The organism is Halobacillus campisalis (assembly GCF_030345335.1).
Taxonomy (GTDB): Bacteria; Bacillota; Bacilli; order Bacillales; family Halobacillaceae; genus Halobacillus_A; species Halobacillus_A campisalis.
Genome location: NZ_JAPVRC010000005.1, coordinates 144,874 through 166,566, shown reverse-complemented (window position 1 = coordinate 166,566; position 21,693 = coordinate 144,874). Strand labels below are relative to the sequence as shown.

Below are 21,693 nucleotides of genomic sequence, written 5' to 3'. Positions count from 1 at the left end.
AGATGTAGAATGAATATTGGTTTTTATTTTGTGAAAACCTTAATGTATCAGTGTATAAACCTTTGCTTATTCCGAAAAGGTAAAAGGGGGGCTGAAAGACTTAATTTTCGTGTTTATTATTGAGAGGATTTTGACAGGGCGTCTTAGGGTAAATATAAATGTCGAATGGATAGAATGGAGAGGTTATCATGAAGGCACGTTTTAAATACATATCGCTTTATCGAATAACCGTCATTGTATGGATGGCTCTGAAATTCCTCATTCAAATCTTCTGGTTCAAAAAGAGACACAGGATTTGGGACCAGGAAACGAAACGGAAGTGGGAGTCCTTGCTTGTCAGCCAAGCTGAAGAATACCGGCGTAAGGCTATCCAGTTAGGGGGACTGCTTATAAAGTTCGGTCAGTTTCTTAGCTCGAGAGGAGATTTGCTTCCTCAGTCTTTCATTCGTGAACTGGAAGGATTAGTAGACCGGGTCAAGCCCGTCCCGTTCAAATACTCGAAGCAGACGATTGAAGAAGACTTGAATGCATCGATCGACGACCACTTCCGACAGATCGATACGAAGCCGATAGCTTCGGCTTCTATAGGAGAAGTTTACAAAGCAGAGCTGCTCGATGGCACGTCAGTTGCGGTAAAAGTACAGCGCTACCGGGTACGAGAGATTTTCCAGATGGATTTCAAAGCATTGAGAATCGTTTTTTTCATTCTTGGGAAATTCACAAAGTATGGGAAGAAAGCCGATCTTCCGGCCTTATACCGTGAAGTCGTAGCCGTCATTACTGATGAACTGGATTTCACGATGGAACTGAAGAACGGCAATCATTTCAAAAAAAGATTCAAAGATTTCAATGATGTGTATATTCCGGAATACTATCGTGATCTTTCGACGAAGAGAGTGCTGGTCATGGAGTGGATTGAAGGGGAGAAGATTACTGATCTCAATTTCATGAAGCGTCATGGCATTGAAAGGGAACGGATTGCTAAAATCCTGTTTGATTTATGTGTCGAGCAATTTTTGTTTGCCGGGATGTTCCACTCGGATCCTCACCCAGGAAACTTGATGCTTAAACCGGACGGGACCGTAGTGATCATTGATTTCGGTATGGTAGGCGAAATCAAACAGCAGGATGCCAACTCGATCCGCATGATGGTCCAGGGCTTTATCATGGATGATTATGACCGCGTAATCGACGCATTACGGGAAATGGACTTTTTATTAGATAACGCAGATACAGAAAAGGTTAAAAAAATGATCAAGCAGACGACAGACATGTATTTGGAGGGAGACCTCAAGAAACTGGATGCTCATTTGATGAATGATATTCTTGAAGACTTGCAGGAATTCATCAAAGAACAGCCGATTCAGCTTCCGGCGGATTATGCTTTCTTAGGAAGAGCTACCTCCATTATCGTGGGAGTGCTGACGTCGATTTATCCTCAAGTAGATTTAGTGGAGTGGGGGCGGCCCGTCATCAAGAAATGGATGACAGGTGAGAATTCAAGCTTCTCTCTTTATAAAGAAATAGCTAAAGATACAGCTAAACCTTTGATGTCCCTGCCTCGGGCTCTTGTTGAATACTTAGAGGATGGAGATAAAGAAAGAGAGTGGAAGTCTGTAAAACAGCAGCAGAACCTTTTTCATCAATTCTTTCTATTTTATGCCTGGCTATCGTTCATTTTGCTTCTAATTGGAACAGGTGGTGTCATATTCTTACAACAAACAGGGGTTTCGAGTTATTTGAACTTGGCGTGGGCCGTCACAGCTATCGCCGGAGCGGGACTCTTCATCATCCTCATCAAACACTACCGTATGATCAAAAGGATTAGACAATAAAAGGAGGAATCAGTATGAGTTTGTTAAGGAAAGGGTTTTACCTGGGATTAGGCGCAGCTATCAGCGGAAAAGAGAAATTCGAAAAAGGTCTGAACGAGATGGTCAGAAAAGGCGATGTATCCCCGGCGGAAGCAAGAGAAATGCTGAATGCCTGGCTGGCCAAAGGAGAAGTGAAAAATAAAGAATGGAATGAACAAGCCCAGGCGCGAATGCAGGACCATGTTAAAGAGCTCGGTTTTGTCACCCGCGAAGAATATGAATTACTAGAAGCCAGACTGCAGCGACTGGAAAATCAAAACAAACAGTAAAGAAACAGCCCTTTTCTTTGTTGAAGAAAAGGGCTGTTTAAGTTAGTAGAGAAAATTTGAGTTTTCCGGAAGTCTTTTTGTGGTTAGTGGACGAATTACCTGGTTTCGTTGTTTTGTATAGAGAAATGGCGTCTTGGAAATGGATCGCTTTCCGCGGGGAAGACGGCAAGCCTCCTTGAGCTAACGCTCTGCGGGGTCTTGCCAGTCTATCCTTTCCCGCAGGAGTCTCACCATTTCCAAGACCCCATTACGATAATTTGAGGAACGAAACCATTTCTTGGCATAAAGCGAGCAATTCAAAGGAACTTCTATCATAGGTGTTTGATCCTTTACCCCAAATATGGAAACTAGTTATCTGAAGGGCGCGTATCAGAAGACTCGGCAAATACTAACTTAAAAAAACGTCCAGCTTACTGGTTTAGTCGGTTTGCCAAACAATTCAATGGCTTTAGCGATCTCATCATGGTTCCCATCAGCGTCCGCTTTATTATAATCAAGCAGCTTCTGTAAGGAAATGCATCCCATCAGCAGAGAAGAAAGATCAGCAATATCTAAAGACAAGCTGATCCCGTGACCAAGGTGCTCATCACTCATCTGAGGCTTGCCGTTTTGAAATTGGATACTATGCGCACTTTCTTCATTCAACAGCGAATCAGTCACTTTAAAGTTGATGGCCACCGTTTGCTGTCCAAAAGAATGATCGGCAATATACATCATAAATAGAGGAACGTTCACAATCCGGTACATGAGCCCTGTGCCCCGTTCATGAGTGCCATGATAGATACGATGGATCAATTGCTTCGACTCGTGACGAGGATCATTGAACATAAAGGCTAAGTCATCATCGAAGGTAGGGAAAACGATACTCGACACCTGGTCCTTCTGCTGATGAAGGAAGGTAAGCAGTGATTGAAAAGCTTCATTAGAATTGCTGAACCAGTCGATAATCTTTAAATCATGCTTAAAACTGCTATCCTGCTTCATTTCATAAACAAGGTACCCTTTTAACTGCCCGTTTACCCGGCAGCCGACCGTATGCGTATGTTCGGCAGCAATATGACGGAATTCATACTCCTGTTTATCACAGGCTCCATGATGATCTTCCGCCCAGTCGTGGTAACAGCGTTTAATGTCTTCAAGATGATTTTCGTTCAAAGGCATGACAGCTTCCGCCTCATTAAAATAAGGGACCTGGTCTGGAGAAACACGGAACACGTTCAGCTGAGGTCCGAAACCGAAGCCCATCTTCCGGTAAAAGTCAGGCCGGAAGGGGTAGAGCTGCATAAGAGGGAAGCCTTCTTCGCGAGATTTACCGATGGCATTGATCATCATTTTTTTCGCAATTCCTCTTTTTTTATAAGGAAGGTCGACCGCGAGCGTACCGACTCCGACAGAAGGAAGCGTCTGTTCATAAACATTCATTGGTAACGCGTACGATATGTAGCCGCCCAGCATCTGATCATCTTCATAAACGGCGGTATGGGAGACCATATCGTAAGCTTCCATACGTTCACGGTGCTTGATCATTTCTTGTTTATCTTCAGACGTCCGAATTTCCATCATCGGGTAGCAGCGGCTCAGTATATCCGTATACGTCTTAAAGTCTTCCATATGTTTAAAATTCATCGTCTTAACGCCTCCTCATCTTAACTATTCCATTATAGAATACTAATATCAGTAAAAAAACCGTGAGTGTCAAGAGTGCCAGGTTGATTTGATAACCCGCTCCAAAAGCGAGGTAATTTAAGAAGGGAGCGGCCTGGGGCGGGTGAGATAAATACAAATAATTAGTTTCAAATCGCCGGTTAAAGACGCCAATCGCTACAGCGTAGACCACTAAGTACATATAAGTCTCGAGCATAACCTTCAAATTAATCGAAAATCTCATCGTCAGGAGCAGGAATAAACTTGTCCAGGGAATGGCCATATGGTGTACGAAAAATTTCCAGTAGCGGTAATGCTCGTACCCGTGAGGGATTTCAGGGGTGATCAAAGCCATAAGGGCAGGAATAATACCTATGAACACATTCATTTGAATGAGTTTTTTATGATAAGTGAGCAGGCTGATCATGCCGAACAGAGAAGCGATTCCACATAAATGAAGGGGCAGATGCTCGGCTGATGACGCCAGACCATGGTGAAGAGCCCAAAATTGGTAACTGGCTTCCGATAAAAAAAGGAAAATGAATAAAATCCAGCGTACCCATTGATGAGCCTTCGTCCCTTTTCTTAAAGCGGGAGCGTAGACAACGATAAGAAGAAAGCCGAGTACAAAGACAGCCAGCATGGTGACATGGCTGAATCCGAACATTTCAAAAGCGTGGTCACTTGTTAAGCCGAACCATTGCTGCATAAGGAACACATCCTAGTTGAACTTTATTTCTTGTGCTATGATTCTATCATACCTGTACCAAGGGAAGAGGGGTATTATGGACAGAGTGAACTGTTTCAAATGTAAGCATTTTTTTTCAACGTGGAACCCGCAATTTCCTCGGGGATGTAAAGCTTATGGATTTAAAGGAAGAGAAATGCCTTCACAGACCGTGTTGAAAACGACAGGCACGCCATGTTTGCAGTTCCGTCCAAAGACCACGCAGACTGAGAAGAAAAAGCAGCGGTCGTCCTCTAGGTTGGACATTCAGCTGTAAATAAAATGTAATGTCAGATTATATATCGTCTCTATGAATAAAATGTGGTATGCTGATGAATATTTAGTACGAGAATGAAAGGAGATGAATAGAAAATGGCAAGAGAAAAATGGGGCACGAAGCTTGGTTTCATGCTTGCTGCTATGGGATCTGCTGTCGGGCTGGGCAATATATGGCGATTCTCTTTTGTAGCAGGAAACAATGGAGGAGGCGCCTTTTTAATTTTATACCTTTTGTTTGTGATTCTGATTGCTGTGCCGCTTTTGCTGACTGAAGTCAGTATTGGACGTAAAGCACAGAGTGACGTCGTAGGTTCTTACAAAAAATTGGCACCGGGAACCCCGTGGTTTCTAACAGGCTTCTTTGGTGTATTCAGCGCCTTTTTGATTTTAGGGTTTTATAGTGTAGTCGCTGGGTGGTCGATGTTCTACTTTTGGAATTATATCACCGGCAGTTTTGCTGCGCAGCCTGAAGCGGGATATGGGGAGGCATTTGGTGCCTTTACTTCTCACTCGTGGCAGCCGTTGTTCTGGGTCGCTTTATTCATGACGCTTACGATCATCATTGTTGTCAGTGGGGTCAAGAAAGGGATCGAATCGGCTAATAAAATATTCATGCCAGTATTAGCTATTATACTAATTGTTCTTGCATTTTACAGCGTTTCCTTTGAGGGAGCGTCTGAAGGTCTGCGATTCTTATTTTCTCCAGACTGGTCCGCTTTTAGTGACCCTTCCATTTATATTGCTGCTTTAGGACAAGCCTTTTTCTCACTAAGTCTTGGAATGGGTGCGATGTTGACGTATGGAAGTTATTTATCAAAAGAACACAAACTCCCTGGGGCGACGATGGGAATCGGTCTGATGGACTCGTTTTTCGCCATCATTTCAGGAATTGTGATTTTTCCGGCCGTGTTTGCATTTGGAATCGACCCTGCTTCGGGTCCTCCGCTTGTATTCATTACGCTGCCGACGATTTTTGAGCAGATGCCTTTAGGTGGGTTTGTTGGGCTGGTGTTCTTTTTCGCATTAGTGCTAGCGGCTTTATCATCTTCTGTATCGATTTTGGAAGTACCGACCGCTTACTTTATGCGTGTGTTCAACTGGCCGCGTCAATTCACCAGTGTTGTAATGGGTGCAATCATGTTCTGCCTGGGAATCATCGTATCATTAGGCTTCGGTATTTGGTCGGGAGTGACTCCAATTGGAGATTTAGGTATTCTCGATTCAATGGACTACGTGGCTTCTAATATCCTGCTGCCACTAGGAGGATTGACGATGGCGTTGTTTGTCGGCTGGTATTTCACGAAACAGCAGGCACTCGAGGCTACAGACTTCACAGGCTCATCTATTGGGCAAGTATGGTATTTAATCATCAAGTTCCTAGCGCCGGTATTGATCGTTTTAATTTTCTTAAATGCTTTAGGTTTTATATAAGATGGAAGCAGCTTCACCCTGCGAGGGGTGAAGCTTTTTTTTGTGAAAGGTCCGTGTTGATATTCATATAAGTTTCCTTTATTGGAAGACACAGTTTCGAGACAAATTTAGAATTTAGGGGCTCCAGGAAACGGCTCGCTTTCCTGGGGGCGGGCGGTGAGCTTCCTCGAGCTTTGCTCTCCGGGATCTCACCTGTCCCACTCTTCCCCCAGGAGTCTCTCCGTTTCCCTCCGCCCCTTTACCTAAACAGACTCTCGAAACCAATTTACAGATAGTAAAGCAATTGCAGCTATACCTTTCTTATCAAGCGGCTTGCCAAGGAGTTTCACTCATTAGTTATGGGAGAAAGATAGATGCTAAGACCCTTTTATTCATGTGAAAAGAATTCGTTCAGTCCGGTTTGAACTGGACTGAGCTGGAGTTTCGGAATTAGAAAGTATCATTACACTGGACGGTAGAATTATTCAAGTGATTTTGAGAAGCACATTTGTTTTGAAGGGCGGCGGGGAATGGGGAGACTCCTGTGGGAAGAGAGTGCTGGGTGAGATCCCGCAGGACGGGCCGTCCGAGGAAGCTCACCGCGCTCCCACGGAAAGCGAGCCATTTCCCGCCGCCCTGATCCACTTACCGAGTGTTTCGAAATCAAGTATTCAACGATCCTGCCCTATTGTTTAATAACTCACTTATTTAATTCAACAACCACCTTTAACATTGCCTGGTGAAAAACAGGGTGAACGCGGAGGAGATTTATGAGAGTGCAGTACGTGGCGAGTCTCAACAGGGTGCACAGAGGTTTCAACCTTACGCCCATTATCCTTTCCTGGACATTTAACAGAATTTTGCAGAATGAAACGTGAAGAGCAGGTGATACGTAAGAATAATAAAGGAGGCGGTTCCTTGTTTAAATATTTTGCTAAAGGACTTATTATTCTGGCAGGAGCAGGGGTCGTATGGTTCATGACGGGGGATGAAAATTTATTCGTCAGAACGATAGCTGTTTCAGCAGGCATACCCTTGTTTTTGGCTGGAATACTTACAGGAGCTTTAGTAAGCGGAGATCGCCATCGAGCGAATTTCCATACGGAATCAAAGCGGGATCGTGCGTTCAAAAACAGCCTGACGTTGAAGCTGGTTGTCATCAGTTCTCCGAGTGCCGTCATGTTCGTGATTATGCTCGTCGACTATTGGATGACTTCGTAAGGGACTCTTTAGGGAGGGTCTCTTTTTGCTGACAAAAAATCTAGAGGAATTGCGGTCCTGGTTAGCTCATACTTACGTAAGCATGTTATGATAAGTGCGGAAGTTTTTTATCAATTGTAAAAGGAGTCATATCATATGACGATTTCAAATCAAACGATACTCAAAAAAATGTCGAGCGAGATACAAGAAGCCATGCTGAACCATGGCGATGACCATCGTGTGCGTGAGCATGTCCGCGCGGTTAAACTACTGGCGGATCTGGTGCTTGATCAGGACAGCGCTTCCCAGGCGGTTCCAAAGCAGAAAAGTTCCGTTCAGGAGCCGACAGTGGAGGAAATCAGACAAATGATGGGGAACGATCAGCCTGTCCAAAAACAAACATCCGCCCCACAGTCGGATGGACATGATGAGGCGAACGGCAAATCCATTTTTGATTTTTAAGGAGTGACAGACGTTGAAAATATTTTTAATTTTAGGTGTGTTGAATGGCTTCTTAGCCGTTGCCCTCGGAGCCTTTGGCGCCCATGGACTGGAAGGCAAAGTTTCTGAAAAAGGGCTGAGCCAATGGGAAAAAGCCGTCGATTATCAAATGTTCCATACGATGGCTCTGTTCGTTACCGCATTATTAATGAGCAAAATCCAGACTGGACTGATGACAGGAGCCGGATGGTTCTTCGTCGCTGGAATCATTTTATTCTCAGGCAGTTTATACGCGTATGCTCCTACAGGGATCAAAACCTTTGCGATGATTACCCCGCTTGGCGGCTTATCCTTTCTCATCGGCTGGATTCTGCTTGGATATGCCATCATCAAGCACGTTTAAAAATATAAAATGGTCGTGAAGACTAATAAAATAACAGCACGCAGCAACTGGCTTATACAAGAAGCTAGCTGCTGCTTTTTTAATTCTATATAACCATTAATCAGTAAGCTGATACTAAGAATATATAACATGAACAGCACGATCCATTGGTGCTCCAAATGGAAGAAAGCTACGATTGCCAGCAGTAATGCCAGACCAAGAGCGGCAAGCTCCAGGCGCATCAATGGTGCATAGGGATGCCGCATACGATCACCCCTTTCTAGTAGTATAGAACAGGTGGTTTAACGAGGAGAGTAACTGGTCATGCCGCCGTTAAACGGATAGTCGTAGTTGATTTCTTCATCAAACGTAATGTAGTCGAGGTATACCATCAATAGAATATACCGTTTACCTGTTTTTGGATCACTTAAAATGATATGGTCGCGTCCCGCGGCTTCGATAATCCCCTTGAAAACTTTCGCATTCCACTCCTCATTATTTTCAAAAGTCATATAAACCGTGGCTTCTTTTCCGCGATTTAATCGCAGAATATTTTCGATATAGGATTCTTCTAAAGCGAGCATCCCTTGCGAATTCCCACTCCCACTTCCATAATTGAAACCGTTGGAAGTCGTAGGCACCTGCATGCCTGCGCCGGCTACAGTACCTCCGTTCGAGCCTCCCATACCTTGTTGATACATATACGGATTACCAGGGTAGTACGGAACATTGCCATGAGGCATTCCTTGCATCCCTTGCATCCCCTGCATTCCTTGAACTCCTTGCATGCCTTGATACTTCTTCGCCAAGCCAATCACTCCTTCAATGAATTAATAAACGGATGGACAATCTGCGCGTGTCGGAGCAAAGAAACAGTGAGATTTATACCTGCCGACATTAGGCTGGTCGAACCAGGTAGCTGGGCAGTCACCTTCGGGCATAAAAAACCATAGAGTGTTCGTGGCGGGATGAAAACGTTCCCCTCTGATTACACGACGTGCTAAATCAATATCCCTCTGTCTAGCCCGTTGATAAAAGTATCCTTTCTGCGTCGCCTCGAATCCACCCGGACTTTGAAAAACCATATTACGGATAGAGCGGATATCTTTGAAATCAATACAATTACCTCTTACACGATTTACACCTGTGTTCCCGACCATCAGCATCCCCAGTTTTCCATCTCCTTCGGCTTCCGCTCTCATCAACCGTGCCAATAATTTAACGTCTTCTTCGTTGGAAGGAACGACAGCCATGCTTTCACCTCGTTTCGAAAAAGCTGACTCTCTATCACTATATGAAACAGCCTGCCTAAGATATGAGTAAAAATTGTGTGAAGGGGAGGACACGAAATTGGTTCTTGATGTAAGATATTAGTGAATGAAGAGTGGAGGAGGCTGCTTGATGCAAATCTTATACATAGAGGATGACGTAGAAATTGGAGAATGGGTTGTCAGGAAGCTGCAGGAACATTCACTGGATGTCCATTGGCTTCAATCAGGATCCCGTTTCACCGGGGATGCCAACCCTTACGATGTAGCGATTTTAGACGTCATGCTTCCAGGCTTGGACGGTTTTTCTATAGGCCGGCGCTTGAAAAGAAATTACCCCCACTTACCAGTCATTATGCTGTCAGCAAGAACAGCAATTGATGATAAGTTGGGAGGGCTGGAGTTCGCTGATGATTACATAACCAAACCTTTTCATCCGGAAGAACTTCTGAAAAGAATAGAGGTTCAGCTTCGTAAATTCGAGCGGACGAACGAACAGACTCTCTCGATCGGTCATCTAAACGTGCACCTCGATCAGCAGGTCATCCAGGATGAAACGACATCAGCAGAGATCATCCTTACGGGAAAACAGTTCCACATATTTAAGTTTTTTCTAAAACACCTCAATCAAATTTTAACCAAGGAACAAATATATGAAGGTGTATGGGGGGAACCTTACCGAGATGGTGACAAGTCGCTCATGGTACACATCCGTCACTTGCGGGAAAAGCTGGAGCAGGATCCCTCCAATCCTAAAGTCATTGAAACGATTCGCGGCATCGGATACCGGGTGAGAGGATGAAGAAATGGTTTAAATCTCTGCAGGCTAAGTATTTATTCATCATTTTGACAGCTGTTCTTGCGATCCCTATTGCTCTGCCGATTATGTCTGCTTTTGTGTATTTACCAGGCATCCTGATAGAAGATACAGACGAACCTTACGGAAGTGCTGGGAATTATGAGGATAGATGGCATGAGGAAGCCGGGAAATTGAGCGGGGCGCCGCCTGAGAAAATTGGACAGCGGTTAGAGGTCCTTTCAAAAGAGTTCCCTGAAGCCGGTATGTTTTGGGTCGACGAGAAAGGCGAGACGAGAGATGTAATGAACTATGAAGACAATCTGCCGGAGGTATGGACTTCTTCCTATACCGTTGATTTTATGAAAGATCATTATGATACAGACCCCTTAACTGTCGTCGCGTTCATCGGAGATTCTTCTCAAGACGAAGGCTTTATGGTGACAAAAGTAGACCGTGTAATGGTTGGGCCGCCAATCCAGCGGCTGAATGATTGGTACAGTATTATTTTTTACGTGGGGATGGGGCTGGCGATGCTGGGGTTTATCACCATGTCCTGGCTGTTCTTCAGAAAATTTCACAAGCGCCTCATGAAGCTGAAGCATGCGATGGAGCAACAGAATGACAGCGGGATTCCACTACCCGTCCAGCGATCGAATGATGATGAAATCGGCCAGCTTGAAGTCAGCTTCAACCGTATGATTCATCAGCTGGAAGAGGGCAGGATGAGGGAACAGCAAGAAGAGAGAATCCGCCGTGAACTGATTGCGAATTTATCGCATGACTTGCGCACACCGCTAACGACGATTCGTGCCTCTCTATCGGGAATAACGGATGAAGTGACGAGCAATGAAGCCCAGCAAAAGCTGGCGTCCGTCAATCAGAAAATCGACTACTTGAGCCATCTGATCGATAACCTGCTTTCTTTCACCCTGCTTTCCGGAAAAAAATATCCTTACAAGCCTAAGACAGTGGAAGTGAATCGGCTGATGAAGGAAATTGCCGCTCATTGGTATCCGACCCTGGAACAGCGCCAAATAGAAGTCGATTTAGAAACCACACGGGAAGTGTACTGGGACGTAGATCCGAAATGGATGGAGCGGATGTTTGATAACCTCCTGCAAAACCTTGTCCGCTATGCAGCAGAAGGAAAATACGCCCGCATAGCAGTGAATGAATCGGAGATTATGCTGGAGGATCGTGGTCCCGGCATGCAGGGGGAGAATGCTGGTCACGGAGCTGGAATCGGATTGTCGATCGTAGATTTAATGGCAAAAGAAATGAACCTTCGTCTCCATATCCAGTCGAATGATCAAGGAACAATCGTGAAAATTGCGAAGAAAGCAGCTTAGAAAGGATAACTTTAAAATCAACAAAGAAGTTTAACATAGTTTTGAATAAGAAAATTAAACAAAATTTAAACAAAACCTTTCTCGTCATTTAAATTCCGCTCCTTACGATGTAGGAGAGGTGATAAAACATGACGGAAACCATTATTCAAACCGATGGATTAGTGAAAAGCTTCAAAGGGACAAATGTAGTGGATCGAGTCGATCTTACGATTAGAAAAGGCGAAATCTATGGATTTTTAGGGCCTAACGGGGCCGGTAAGACGACAACGATACGCATGCTATTAGGATTAATGAAACCAAGCGCAGGAACGATTTCTATTTTCGGGAAAAGTTTAACATCCAGCAAAATTGAAATTTTAAGAAAGGTAGGATCCCTTGTAGAGTCGCCTTCCTACTACGACCATTTGAACGGGCGGGAGAACCTTGAAGCCTTAAGGAAAGTGCTGCAAGTACCGAAATCCAGAATTGATGAAGTCCTGGCGATCGTCCGTTTAACTAAAGATGCCCATAGGCCGGTCAAAGAATATTCTCTCGGGATGAAACAAAGGCTCGGCATCGCCTCTTCTTTGCTTGGTGAACCGGAATTACTCATATTGGATGAACCGACAAATGGTCTTGACCCTTCAGGCATCCAGGAAATCCGTGAATTGATCAAATCTCTTCCTGAAGAATGCGGAATCACCATAATGATTTCCAGTCATTTGTTAAGTGAAATTGAACAAATGGCTACCCAGGTCGGGATCATTTCTAAAGGCAGACTTATCTATCAGGATTCGATTGAAAAACTACAAAGTAAAGCTCAGCATCGGATACGCCTGCGAGTCGGAAATGGAGAAATCGCTAAGAAAAAATTGCTCCCTCATGGGCATGTCGCCGAAGCGGAGGAAGAGTATATTTATGTAGAGGTCCATCATGATGATGAGATCGCCTCAGTCGTAAGTACTCTCGTAAAAGAAAAGATTCCTGTATATCGGATCGAAGAACAGCGTCAGTCTCTGGAGGACATTTTCCTGGATTTGACGAAGGATGAGGAGGGTTCCTATGCTTCCCATTCTGCAAGCTGATCTATTAAAAGTGAAGCGAAAATGGTTCTGGCTGCTCGTTTTTCTAGGGCCGTTCGGTGTCATAGGGCTGCAAGTTGTCAATTATGGCGTTCGCTACGAGTGGATCACCTCGCGCACGGACGATCAATGGGCGACACTGATTCAAAGTGTGAATATGTTTGTTGCCCCTGCTTTACTGCTTGGCATGGCTATTTTAGCTTCACAGATTGCGTCGATTGAACATAAAGAAACCGCCTGGAAGCAGCTGCTCGCCCTGCCGGTAAAAAGACGTGACGTATACATTTCAAAATTCATCATTACAAGCGGTATGATCTTCATATCAGCTCTCCTCCTATGTATAGGGACGGTCGTGCTTGGTATCGGACTCGGCTTCGGCTGGAATTTTTCAGTAAGTGACATACTTAAAAACAGCTTTTATCCATTTTTTGCGGCGCTTCCGGTTCTCGCTTTACAGCTGTGGATGTCGATCGTGCAGAAAAATCAGGCAGGTCCTCTGGCGATTGGAATCTTCGGAGCGGTATTTTCGACGTATGCCCATCTAGCTCCAAATTGGCTGATTTGGAAATGGCCGCTTCTCTATCCAGGCAAGGATCCTCTTCCGTACGTCGGGCTTGGGGTGCTCGTTGGTGCCGTGATCCTTTTGGCTGGAGTTATGGATTTTAGAAGGAGGGATGTAGCCTGATGCTGCGCTCATTAATTAGTTCTGAACTTTTAAAAATAAGAAAAACGAAAGTGTGGCTTTTATTATTCCTCAGTCCAATCCTGGCGGCGATCGTCGGTTATTTATCAGACATCCCTTCTGAGGGAGGCTGGGCGTATCTGCTGTTCATGATGACATCTTCCCATTCGTTATTGATTTTCCCATTAATGATTAGCGTATTTTCAGGTTTCATCTGTCGATATGAACACCAAAACGGCGGGTGGCGCAGGATGTTCAGCATGCCGGTCGGGAGACAGAACGTGTACTTAGCTAAATTCATCGTCGTCTTTTCGCTTGTGGCACTTAATCAATTGATGTTTTCAGCTGTTTATTTAGGTATGGGGTATATGCAGGGATTGGAGGGGAGCGTACCTGGCGAGATTTTAATTAAATGCTTAGCAGGCGGATTAATCGCAGCGTTACCTTTAATCGCACTTACGCTCTGGGTAGCGACCATTTGGTCCAGTTTTGTAGCCCCCTTCACGCTGAATGTAATTCTGACGCTGCCGAACATGCTCGTCGCAAACTCTGAAACCTTCCGCCCGTGGTATCCATGGGTGCAGCCTTTTATGATGATGCAGGGAGAAGAGGATGGATTTTTCACCGTGCCCGCCGAATCATTACTCGTAGCGATCGGAGTAGTATTCGTTATCTTTTATATCGCCGGAAGCATGAGCATACAGCGGAAAGCGGTTTAATCAAAAGAAAATTTCCATCTTATTGATGTTAGGTTTCGTTGCTTTTACGTGTAGAAATGGGGTCTTGGAATTTCCAAGACCCCATTACCATGGTCTGAGGAACGAAACCATATAATCTGATAATAAAGGGAGCGTTCCGGTAAGGATACTGCATGGAAGCGACTGTGCTCATTATCCAACATTCCATTAGCACAAAAAAACTAAGCCATTAGATAGTCGATTATAACACCAAAAAGGATTGTTCCAGCTCCAATCGTAAAATGAACCTTTTTTTCATTCAATTTGTTTTCTCTAAAATAGTAAAAATGATACCAATTAAACCAATAAAAACAGCACTTCTAATGAAATACGAGGTATTCATAAGAAATAAACTCGGAAACTTCTGAACAAGTCCCGATATAACACCTATAATTCCCAATAGCAGAGGTGTTCTTAATGTCCAATACATTCAAATCAACAACCCTTCTTGGTAAACCTAACACAATGTTAGCTTAAGAATCTCTCTACATCCAACAACACTATACACTAGTAAATCAACCCTCTTTACGTAGGGAGGATTAAACATACGACGACATGCCTTCGTTCAGTGGTTGAGAAACGAAAAGCCTTCATTTGTGAATACAGAAGTTCTTCGATCGTCGGTGTATGGACTGGACTGGCTGTCGGAGGTTGAGGGAAAAAGATAAACGAAGTGATTCTATGATCGTACAAAAGTGAAAGAAGTTTAATGAGCCGTTAAATGCTAAAATTTAAATATTTTCCATCCTGATGCCAAGATTTACTTTACTAAGAATATGCCGAGAATGTTTGTTTTTTTCGAGAAGAGGGTTAGTATTCCCTGCTCGGTATTATCCATAGTACTAAGGAGAGGTAGTTAATATTTTCTAAAGTTAATCTGAAACATTCTACAAACGTGGGTGAATGAGAGTTTTTATCTTCATGTTCTTTGTTCCGTCTCTGAAATTTTAAATAAGGCGGTTTTAGGAAGGGGCGAGACTCCTGTGGGAAGAGAGTGATTGGTGAGATCCCGGAAGGCGTTAGCCTGAGGAAGCTCACTGCACTCCCACGGAAAGCGAGCCCCTTCCTAAAACCGCCTTCCACTTATTAAGATGACGGAAAAGCAAAAGCTTTCTCTGTTTCAATTTCAGTAGTTCGTTCAAATCATCTTGAATGAATGGTTGGGAAAGGGCGAGACTCCTGCAGGAAAGCGAGTTGTTTCCCAACCACCACTTTGCTCCAGTAACGAACCCCACCTTCTAAAAGAAAATTAAACAAAAAGCCCCGCCAATAAGCGGAGCTTTACACATGTTACACATATAAAAACTGTGGAACTTCACTCGTTTTCAACAGGTTCCCTATATAGAACGAACCGAAGTCGCCGTAACGGGAAGTAACCTCATCGAAACGCATTTCATAAACGAGCTTTTTAAACTGTAGAACGTCATGAGCAAAAAGCGTCACGCCCCATTCCCAGTCATCAAATCCGATAGAGCCTGTGATGATTTGACGGATTTTCCCGGCATATTGACGGCCGGTCATGCCGTGCGCATACATCAGCTTAGCACGTTCATCTTTTTCAAGTACGTACCAGTTGTCATTACCCTGGCGGCGCTTGTCCATCGGGTAAAAGCAGATATGGTTCCATTTTGGCAGGATCGGCTTTAAGCGGCCCTGGATTTCAGGGTCGTTTTCATCTGCGTTGCCCATGTAGTTTGACAGCTCCACAACGGAAACGTATGAGTATGATTTCGTCGTGAATTCAGCTAATTTGGATTTATTGAACGCTGTTTCAATCTCATTCAATTCCTCCATCGTTGGGCGAAGAATCATCATCATGAAGTCGGCTTTTTGTCCGACGACTGTGTATAAAGCATGGCTTCCTTGTTTGCTTTTTTCTGTATCTTCCCATTTGCCGATAAGCTGCTGGAATTCGCTGATCGCCAATTCACGTTCTTCACTGCTTGCGTATTTCCAGGACGTCCAGTCTACCGTGCGAAAATCATGCAGGCAATACCAACCATCCATCGTTACTACGGATTCTGGCATGGTGTGATCGCTCCTTTATAGTAAGTGTCATAGTAATTTCATCCTTTTTCAATATAACACAAGTGGCTCCTCATTATCATTTCAGCTAATTTGAAAGTATTGTGAACACATAATTAGGGTAAAGATAAGATGTAATCGCTTAATCATAAATTTTACTATCGAAACACTTTCAATTGAACACAAAAGGTCTTATCATATAGTACAGAAAAGAAATGGGAGGGTTAAATCATGAGTAACCTATTTGATACTTTAAAAGCGAAGATGAGCGGCGAAAGCAAGAAGGTCGTATTCCCTGAAGCTTTAGACGAACGCATCCTGACAGCTGTAAGTAAACTTGGTTCTGAAGGTTTTGTGAAACCTGTACTAGTTGGAAATAAAGAAGAAGTAACACAGAAAGCCCAGGAAGTTGGCGTGGATGTGTCAGACGCTGAAATTCTCGATCCAGCAGACTACGAAGGGTTTGACGAAATGGTCGCAAGTTTCGTAGAGCGCCGTAAAGGTAAAGCGACGGATGAACAAGCGCGTGATATCCTGCAGAACGGCAACTACTTCGGTACGATGCTCGTATATATGAACAAAGCGGACGGTCTCGTCAGCGGAGCGGTTCATTCTACGGCAGATACAGTACGTCCGGCTTTGCAGATCATTAAAACGAAGCCAGGCATCAAGAAGACGTCCGGCGTATTCATCATGGTTCGCGATGAAGAGAAATATGTGTTCGCTGATTGTGCGATCAACATTGCTCCTGACAGCCAGGACCTGGCTGAAATCGCGCTGGCCAGTGCGGATACAGCTGCTTTATTTGATATCGATCCGAAAGTGGCTATGCTGAGCTTTTCTACAAAAGGATCAGCGAAATCTCCTGAAACAGAAAGAGTCAGTGAAGCGGTTGAGCTTGCGAAACAGCAGAACGCTGACCTGCTGATTGACGGAGAATTCCAGTTCGACGCAGCATTTGTTCCATCTGTTGCTGAGAAAAAGGCACCAGATTCTCCATTAAAAGGAGAAGCGAATACGTTCATTTTCCCTAGCCTTGAAGCAGGGAACATTGGATATAAAATCGCTCAGCGTCTAGGTAACTTTGACGCAGTTGGACCGGTTTTACAAGGATTAAACAAGCCTGTGAACGATCTTTCCCGCGGCTGTAACGCAGACGATGTGTACAAGCTGGCGATCATCACAGCAGCTCAATCTCTATAATATAGAAGAAAAAAGCTCAAGGACCATCGCGTCCTTGAGCCTTTTTTTATTGTTCGGCCGTTTAAGTTGAATCCCATGCCACTTACTTTCAGAAAACGACCGCTGATCGATTTTTACATAAATGCAGGAAATTACTGATTATAATGGAATTAGAGTAAAGTAGATGAGGTGATAAGGATGAATGTGAAAATTGATATACACGAGGATTATGAGCAGGTCTCGATCACCATTCATGCAAAAGAGTGGAGTGCTGAGCTGGAGCAGCTTGTACAAATGATCAATGGGTCACATCCTAAGCGATTGATCGGGATGGATGGCGAACAGTCCGTACTTATGCAGCCGGCTGATATCGAGTATGTGTATTCAGAAAACGGCAGAGTGTTCGCTTTCGATGGAGAACGGAAGGTAGAGCTTAAAATGAAGCTTTATGAAGTGGAAGACTTGCTTATGTCCCATCAGTTCGGACGCTTTTCTAAATCCGTTATCGGCAACATCAATCACGTTAAGCGTTTCGAATTATCTTTTAACGGAAACCTCTGCGTTTACTTTACTTCTGGTCAAAAGGAATATGTCTCTCGCAGGTATGTTCGCAGCTTGAAGGAAAAATTAACCGGAGGTGGAAACTGAAATGAAGCATCATATCGCAGAAAGAATATGGGTGGGTTTCGGTTTTGCAGGAATTGTAAATTTTATTGCCGTAACGATCATTATGGTCAACGGCGTGGATGTTGAGGCAGCGGTCCTCTGGCAGAACATGTTAGGCGCGATTATTATGGGAGTGTACTTCAGCGTCGCTTCGTTGATTTTTGAAAAAGAATCATGGAGCCCTTTGAAACAAACGTCTATTCACCTGAGTATTTCACTCGCTGTATTTTACACTTTGGCAGGCGTTGTCGGCTGGGTGCCATTTGAATGGAAGGCGCTTCTGATCAGTACGGCTATTTTTATAACGATTTATTTTGTTTTCTGGTTTTTCATCGGTCTTTATTTAAAAAGAATGACTTCCGAATTGAATAAAAACATCTGAGTAAGGGATAAAAAAAGCACTGGAGCTGTCATTCATTGATCTGCTCCAGTGCTTTTTTATTGCGGACGATCATTTGTTCAAAGCGCTTCGTGAACGTCTCGATTTCTTCTCCTTCTAATGAATTGGCGACGATGTGGTCGGACCAGTCATTCAGTTGAAAAAGAATTCGGTTGCGTACGTCAGCTACCGTCAGATCGGTACCGAGCAGCTCGTTCAGTGAGGCCATGACTCTCGGATCGATGTTCGGGTATTGGAAGCGGGTGGGCTCGTCATTTAAGCCGACTTTGTAAAAGTTCTTCAGCAGAGCGGCCCGTTCGGCTCCGCTTCCGGAAACGTCTAAATAAATTTGCACCGCCGATCCTCGTTTGACGCGGCGCTGGGAAATACCCGCGAACTTTTTTCCCCCGATGCTTAAATCATAAGCGCCCGGGCAGTACGACTGGGTGATTTCGTACGCTTCAATTTGGTCGGTGAGGTCGGAGAAGAGGTGCTTGATGAATTCGACCATAGCGTCGTAGCCGTCATGGATGTTGACTTCTTTGGCGTCTGGAAAAATGAGCGACAGGTTCAGCACGCCTTCATCAAGCAGGACGGCCAGCCCTCCGGAATTGCGGACGACGACCTGGTAGCCTTCTTCTTTTAAATAATCGATCGCTTCTGAGATGTTCGGCAGACGGGCATCAGGAATACCGAGGACGACCGTATCGTGGTGGACCCACAAACGGGCAGCGGTCGGTGATTCTTTCTCGCCTACGGCAATCGCTAAGGCGTCATCGATCGCAAATGACTGCAGCGCAGAGAATGTCGGTCCCATATTGCTTTGATCAATGAAGCGGTATGTGGATGGATGTAATATATCATATAGTTTGTTCATTGGAATCTTGCTCCTTTTTAATAGACCAGCATCATTATAACAGAATTGCACGGATGCATGTATGACGATTGATGGAAAGGTGTTTTGTTATGGCGAAATAAGGTATATAATAGGAGGAAATGTCGTGAAGGAAGGACCAACTGATGGCTTATCGTGATGAACAATTAAGTGAAGAAAAGGTATTTAAAGATCCGGTCCATCGGTACATCCATGTACGGGATCAGGTGATTTGGGATTTGATCGGAACTCCTGAATTTCAGCGGCTCCGTCGAATCCGTCAGCTGGGAACGTGTTATTTGACGTTTCATGGAGCGGAGCACAGCCGGTTCAATCATTCGCTCGGCGTTTATGAAATCGTGCGCCGGATCGCGTCGAATTTTACCGATCGTCCCAATTGGGATCCTAAGGAACGGCTGCTATGCTTAGCAGCCGCTTTGCTGCATGATCTCGGCCACGGGCCGTTTTCGCATTCGTTCGAAAAGGTGTTCAAGCTGGATCATGAGGATTTTACCCAGGCGATTTTGCTTGGCGATACGAAAGTGAACGAAGTGCTCAATAAAGTCGATAAGAATTTTGCAAAAGACGTAGCGGATGTCATTAATAAAACGTACAAAAATAAGCTCGTCGTCAGTTTGATTTCCAGTCAGATTGACGCGGATCGTATGGATTATCTGCAGCGTGATGCTTATTTTACCGGAGTGAGCTACGGCCATTTTGATATGGAGCGTATTTTACGTGTCATGCGTCCGATGGAGGACCAGGTCGTTGTGAAGGAAAGCGGAATGCATGCGGTCGAGGATTACATTATGAGCCGTTATCAAATGTACTGGCAAGTTTATTTCCACCCGGTTACCCGCAGTGCGGAAGTGATTTTGTCAAAAATTCTCCACCGTGCGAAAGAGCTGTATGAAAAAGACTACACATTCAAATTGGAGCCGACGCATTTCCTTTCCTTTTTCAAAGGAGAGCCGACGCTCAGCGAATATTTAGGTCTCGATGAGTCGATTGCGCTTTACTATTTTCAAATGTGGATGCAGGAAGACGATGAGATTCTCTCTGATTTATGTGACCGGTTCGTCAACCGCCGGCTGTTCAAATATATCGAGTTCAATCCAAATTCGCAGATGGCGGAGTGGATGGAGTTGTATAAATTGTTTCAGAAGGCCGGCCTCAACCCGGACTATTATTTGGTCGTCGATTCAAGTTCTGATCTGCCGTACGACTTTTACCGTCCAGGAGAGGAAGGGGAACGTCTGCCGATACATCTCTTACTGCCGAATCAAGAGCTAAAGGAATTATCACGCCTTTCGGAAATTGTGGAGTCCATCTCCGGGAAGAAGCGTACCGATCATAAATTGTATGTGCCGCAGGACGTGCTCGATAACATGTCGAGCCGCAGTAAAACGAAGAAACGGATTATGGAAATATTGTATGGATAGGGAGTGGAGACGCGATGCTGGAGAATCATGCGAAACTGATGCAGTTCTTCTCAAGCTCTGAAGCAATCGTCGGCCGTAAAAGACTGCAAAAAATGATTTACATACTGAAAAAGTGTGAAGTCCCGTTTGAAGAACGTTATCAATTTCATTTTTACGGCCCGTATTCCGAAGAACTGACTCTTCGGATCGAGGAAATGTGCAACCTCGGATTTATTAGCGAAACGAAAGAAGAAAAGAAAAATTACTATCAATATCGTTATCAGGTGACGGACGCTGGACGTGAATTCATGGAACATTATGAAGAATCGCTGCCGCCCTTGAACGCTCACATTGATGCGATGAACGAAAAGAGCTCGCGTTTTCTTGAACTCGTATCGACGATGCTTTTTTTCGAGCATCTGCCGAAGGATGAGATTTCAGAAAAAGTGTTTTCCGTGAAAAGCACTCAAAACTACACGGACGAGGATATAAAAGATGGTTGGAATTTTATTGAAAGTCTGCGGAAGTTTCATTAATTTGCAGGATAGGCGGGATGTACTGGTTTTCCAGTATATCTTTTTTTTGTCTTTTTTTTGAAAGCTATCTTACGGCAGAAGACTTGATTTCTAGAGATTTGGTGAGATGATCGGGAATGGCTCGCTTTCCGTGTCTTATTTTCCTTGTTAAAACAGGAGATTTGAGAATTTGAACAAACGTTTGATTGATAAAGAGAAACCCTCAAGCTGATTGGCTTGAGGGCTTCTGCTTTAATCGATGAGGCGTTTTCCACCGACACCGTAGTGTTGTTTTTCATTTCTTCAATCACTACCGTCACTGCTTCTTTGCGAGCGCCCGTGGTTTCTGTAACGGAATTGGTCACACTTTCAACCAATGCCTTTTTCTGTTCATCGGTACGCCCTTCAAGCAATTGGACTGTTACGATCGGCATTCACGATCTCCCCTTTAACCTATAAATAAATCCCCTACAGTAATATATCTTTCGTCAAAGAATCTCGAATTCCTT

At 44.3% G+C, this 21,693-nt stretch carries 23 protein-coding genes and 1 pseudogene; 16 read left to right on the top strand and 8 right to left on the bottom strand.

The genetic code is table 11. From position 1 onward, the window contains the following. Positions 1-188 precede the first annotated feature (188 nt). Positions 189-1,835, top strand: a complete 1,647-nt coding sequence (locus tag O2Q26_RS12270; RefSeq protein WP_289216174.1) for an ABC1 kinase family protein — start codon at positions 189-191, stop codon at positions 1,833-1,835. 14 nt (positions 1,836-1,849) lie between these two features. Further along, a complete protein-coding gene (locus O2Q26_RS12265) occupies positions 1,850-2,143 on the top strand; it encodes a phasin family protein (RefSeq protein WP_253936983.1) in 294 nt (97 codons plus the stop codon). A gap of 393 nt (positions 2,144-2,536) precedes the next feature. On the opposite strand, the gene O2Q26_RS12260 is transcribed toward O2Q26_RS12265, so the two are convergent. After that, the gene (locus tag O2Q26_RS12260) at positions 2,537-3,769 is read right to left on the bottom strand and encodes a GNAT family N-acetyltransferase (protein WP_289216173.1); all 1,233 of its coding nucleotides are present in this window, start codon (positions 3,767-3,769) and stop codon (positions 2,537-2,539) included. 4 nt (positions 3,770-3,773) lie between these two features. After that, positions 3,774-4,496, bottom strand: coding sequence for a YwaF family protein (locus O2Q26_RS12255; RefSeq protein WP_289216172.1), 723 nt, complete (start codon positions 4,494-4,496; stop codon positions 3,774-3,776). A gap of 390 nt (positions 4,497-4,886) precedes the next feature. Between O2Q26_RS12255 and O2Q26_RS12245 the strand changes: the two genes are divergently transcribed. From O2Q26_RS12245 to O2Q26_RS12230, 4 genes are all read left to right on the top strand, one after another. Continuing rightward, positions 4,887-6,224 carry a sodium-dependent transporter gene (locus tag O2Q26_RS12245; RefSeq protein WP_289216170.1) on the top strand — a complete coding sequence of 446 codons (1,338 nt, stop codon included), beginning with the start codon at positions 4,887-4,889 and terminating at the stop codon, positions 6,222-6,224. Between the two features lie 897 nt (positions 6,225-7,121). Beyond that, positions 7,122-7,424, top strand: a complete 303-nt coding sequence (locus tag O2Q26_RS12240) for a DUF5316 family protein (protein WP_289216169.1) — start codon at positions 7,122-7,124, stop codon at positions 7,422-7,424. A 135-nt stretch (positions 7,425-7,559) separates the two neighbouring features. Beyond that, positions 7,560-7,865, top strand: coding sequence for a YwdI family protein (locus O2Q26_RS12235; RefSeq protein WP_289216168.1), 306 nt, complete (start codon positions 7,560-7,562; stop codon positions 7,863-7,865). 13 nt (positions 7,866-7,878) lie between these two features. Next, positions 7,879-8,247, top strand: a complete 369-nt coding sequence (locus tag O2Q26_RS12230) for a DUF423 domain-containing protein (RefSeq protein ID WP_289216167.1) — start codon at positions 7,879-7,881, stop codon at positions 8,245-8,247. Here the strand turns inward: O2Q26_RS12230 and O2Q26_RS12225 are convergent. Genes O2Q26_RS12225 through O2Q26_RS12215 form a run of 3 tightly spaced genes read right to left on the bottom strand, consistent with a single transcriptional unit; the run spans position 8,244 to position 9,479 of the window. Continuing rightward, positions 8,244-8,492 carry a hypothetical protein gene (locus O2Q26_RS12225; protein ID WP_289216166.1) on the bottom strand — a complete coding sequence of 83 codons (249 nt, stop codon included), beginning with the start codon at positions 8,490-8,492 and terminating at the stop codon, positions 8,244-8,246. The two genes, O2Q26_RS12230 and O2Q26_RS12225, sit on opposite strands and share 4 nt — an antisense overlap. A gap of 36 nt (positions 8,493-8,528) precedes the next feature. Next, positions 8,529-9,014, bottom strand: a complete 486-nt coding sequence (gerQ, locus tag O2Q26_RS12220; RefSeq protein WP_390216186.1) for a spore coat protein GerQ — start codon at positions 9,012-9,014, stop codon at positions 8,529-8,531. A gap of 42 nt (positions 9,015-9,056) precedes the next feature. Then, positions 9,057-9,479: a cell wall hydrolase gene (locus O2Q26_RS12215; protein ID WP_289216164.1), complete on the bottom strand. Its 423-nt coding sequence runs from the start codon at positions 9,477-9,479 to the stop codon at positions 9,057-9,059. Positions 9,480-9,627: 148 nt separating this feature from the next. Here O2Q26_RS12215 and O2Q26_RS12210 point away from each other — a divergent pair, with 148 nt between their 5' ends. The 5 genes from O2Q26_RS12210 to O2Q26_RS12190 all read left to right on the top strand — a co-directional run bounded on the left by O2Q26_RS12210 (position 9,628) and on the right by O2Q26_RS12190 (position 14,104). Then, complete coding sequence (locus tag O2Q26_RS12210; protein WP_289216163.1) at positions 9,628-10,296, top strand: response regulator transcription factor; 669 nt, start codon at positions 9,628-9,630, stop codon at positions 10,294-10,296. Further along, entirely contained in the window at positions 10,293-11,642 is a 1,350-nt protein-coding gene (locus tag O2Q26_RS12205; protein WP_289216162.1) for a sensor histidine kinase, read from the top strand. The genes O2Q26_RS12210 and O2Q26_RS12205 overlap by 4 nt, the downstream gene beginning before the upstream one ends. A gap of 128 nt (positions 11,643-11,770) precedes the next feature. Further along, positions 11,771-12,706 (top strand): ABC transporter ATP-binding protein, encoded by a 936-nt coding sequence (locus tag O2Q26_RS12200; protein WP_289216161.1) that lies wholly within the window; start codon positions 11,771-11,773, stop codon positions 12,704-12,706. Beyond that, positions 12,684-13,388, top strand: a complete 705-nt coding sequence (locus O2Q26_RS12195; RefSeq protein WP_289216160.1) for an ABC transporter permease — start codon at positions 12,684-12,686, stop codon at positions 13,386-13,388. Before O2Q26_RS12200 ends, O2Q26_RS12195 begins: the two co-directional genes overlap by 23 nt. Next, positions 13,388-14,104, top strand: coding sequence for an ABC transporter permease (locus O2Q26_RS12190; protein ID WP_289216159.1), 717 nt, complete (start codon positions 13,388-13,390; stop codon positions 14,102-14,104). Before O2Q26_RS12195 ends, O2Q26_RS12190 begins: the two co-directional genes overlap by 1 nt. Positions 14,105-15,412: 1,308 nt before the next feature. On the opposite strand, the gene hemQ is transcribed toward O2Q26_RS12190, so the two are convergent. Next, positions 15,413-16,150, bottom strand: a complete 738-nt coding sequence (gene hemQ, locus O2Q26_RS12185; RefSeq protein WP_253937463.1) for a hydrogen peroxide-dependent heme synthase — start codon at positions 16,148-16,150, stop codon at positions 15,413-15,415. 228 nt (positions 16,151-16,378) lie between these two features. Between hemQ and pta the strand changes: the two genes are divergently transcribed. From pta to O2Q26_RS12170, 3 genes are all read left to right on the top strand, one after another. Further along, positions 16,379-17,350, top strand: a complete 972-nt coding sequence (gene pta, locus O2Q26_RS12180; protein ID WP_289216158.1) for a phosphate acetyltransferase — start codon at positions 16,379-16,381, stop codon at positions 17,348-17,350. A 177-nt stretch (positions 17,351-17,527) separates the two neighbouring features. Next, complete coding sequence (locus O2Q26_RS12175) at positions 17,528-17,977, top strand: LytTR family DNA-binding domain-containing protein (protein WP_289216157.1); 450 nt, start codon at positions 17,528-17,530, stop codon at positions 17,975-17,977. Position 17,978: 1 nt separating this feature from the next. Next, entirely contained in the window at positions 17,979-18,377 is a 399-nt protein-coding gene (locus O2Q26_RS12170; RefSeq protein WP_289216156.1) for a DUF3021 domain-containing protein, read from the top strand. 28 nt (positions 18,378-18,405) lie between these two features. Here the strand turns inward: O2Q26_RS12170 and O2Q26_RS12165 are convergent, their stop codons facing one another. Continuing rightward, positions 18,406-19,251, bottom strand: coding sequence for a lipoate--protein ligase family protein (locus O2Q26_RS12165; RefSeq protein ID WP_289216155.1), 846 nt, complete (start codon positions 19,249-19,251; stop codon positions 18,406-18,408). A 143-nt stretch (positions 19,252-19,394) separates the two neighbouring features. On the opposite strand from O2Q26_RS12165, the gene O2Q26_RS12160 reads away from it, so the two are divergent. Together O2Q26_RS12160 and O2Q26_RS12155 are read left to right on the top strand one after the other, a co-directional pair. Further along, on the top strand, positions 19,395-20,690 hold the full coding sequence (locus tag O2Q26_RS12160; protein ID WP_253937458.1) for an HD domain-containing protein: 1,296 nt from the start codon (positions 19,395-19,397) through the stop codon (positions 20,688-20,690). A 14-nt stretch (positions 20,691-20,704) separates the two neighbouring features. Further along, positions 20,705-21,205, top strand: coding sequence for a YwgA family protein (locus tag O2Q26_RS12155; protein WP_253937457.1), 501 nt, complete (start codon positions 20,705-20,707; stop codon positions 21,203-21,205). Positions 21,206-21,436: 231 nt separating this feature from the next. Here the strand turns inward: O2Q26_RS12155 and thmT are convergent. After that, a pseudogene (thmT, locus tag O2Q26_RS12150) lies at positions 21,437-21,618 on the bottom strand (2-hydroxymuconate tautomerase). Between the last annotated feature and the right edge of the window lie 75 nt (positions 21,619-21,693).

Excerpts from the sequence above, each read along its gene's own strand:
- O2Q26_RS12165 (WP_289216155.1), bottom strand. The coding sequence starts at position 19,251 with ATGAACAAACTATATGATATATTACATCCATCCACATACCGCTTCATT.
- O2Q26_RS12215 (WP_289216164.1), bottom strand. The coding sequence starts at position 9,479 with ATGGCTGTCGTTCCTTCCAACGAAGAAGACGTTAAATTATTGGCACGG.
- hemQ (WP_253937463.1), bottom strand. The coding sequence starts at position 16,150 with ATGCCAGAATCCGTAGTAACGATGGATGGTTGGTATTGCCTGCATGAT.
- O2Q26_RS12195 (WP_289216160.1), top strand. The coding sequence starts at position 12,684 with ATGCTTCCCATTCTGCAAGCTGATCTATTAAAAGTGAAGCGAAAATGG.
- O2Q26_RS12210 (WP_289216163.1), top strand. The coding sequence starts at position 9,628 with ATGCAAATCTTATACATAGAGGATGACGTAGAAATTGGAGAATGGGTT.
- O2Q26_RS12205 (WP_289216162.1), top strand. The coding sequence starts at position 10,293 with ATGAAGAAATGGTTTAAATCTCTGCAGGCTAAGTATTTATTCATCATT.
- O2Q26_RS12270 (WP_289216174.1), top strand. The coding sequence starts at position 189 with ATGAAGGCACGTTTTAAATACATATCGCTTTATCGAATAACCGTCATT.
- O2Q26_RS12175 (WP_289216157.1), top strand. The coding sequence starts at position 17,528 with ATGAATGTGAAAATTGATATACACGAGGATTATGAGCAGGTCTCGATC.
- gerQ (WP_390216186.1), bottom strand. The coding sequence starts at position 9,014 with ATGCAAGGAGTTCAAGGAATGCAGGGGATGCAAGGGATGCAAGGAATG.
- O2Q26_RS12260 (WP_289216173.1), bottom strand. The coding sequence starts at position 3,769 with ATGAATTTTAAACATATGGAAGACTTTAAGACGTATACGGATATACTG.
- pta (WP_289216158.1), top strand. The coding sequence starts at position 16,379 with ATGAGTAACCTATTTGATACTTTAAAAGCGAAGATGAGCGGCGAAAGC.
- O2Q26_RS12190 (WP_289216159.1), top strand. The coding sequence starts at position 13,388 with ATGCTGCGCTCATTAATTAGTTCTGAACTTTTAAAAATAAGAAAAACG.
- O2Q26_RS12255 (WP_289216172.1), bottom strand. The coding sequence starts at position 4,496 with ATGCAGCAATGGTTCGGCTTAACAAGTGACCACGCTTTTGAAATGTTC.
- O2Q26_RS12155 (WP_253937457.1), top strand. The coding sequence starts at position 20,705 with ATGCTGGAGAATCATGCGAAACTGATGCAGTTCTTCTCAAGCTCTGAA.
- O2Q26_RS12265 (WP_253936983.1), top strand. The coding sequence starts at position 1,850 with ATGAGTTTGTTAAGGAAAGGGTTTTACCTGGGATTAGGCGCAGCTATC.
- O2Q26_RS12160 (WP_253937458.1), top strand. The coding sequence starts at position 19,395 with ATGGCTTATCGTGATGAACAATTAAGTGAAGAAAAGGTATTTAAAGAT.
- O2Q26_RS12235 (WP_289216168.1), top strand. The coding sequence starts at position 7,560 with ATGACGATTTCAAATCAAACGATACTCAAAAAAATGTCGAGCGAGATA.
- O2Q26_RS12170 (WP_289216156.1), top strand. The coding sequence starts at position 17,979 with ATGAAGCATCATATCGCAGAAAGAATATGGGTGGGTTTCGGTTTTGCA.
- O2Q26_RS12245 (WP_289216170.1), top strand. The coding sequence starts at position 4,887 with ATGGCAAGAGAAAAATGGGGCACGAAGCTTGGTTTCATGCTTGCTGCT.
- O2Q26_RS12200 (WP_289216161.1), top strand. The coding sequence starts at position 11,771 with ATGACGGAAACCATTATTCAAACCGATGGATTAGTGAAAAGCTTCAAA.
- O2Q26_RS12225 (WP_289216166.1), bottom strand. The coding sequence starts at position 8,492 with ATGCGGCATCCCTATGCACCATTGATGCGCCTGGAGCTTGCCGCTCTT.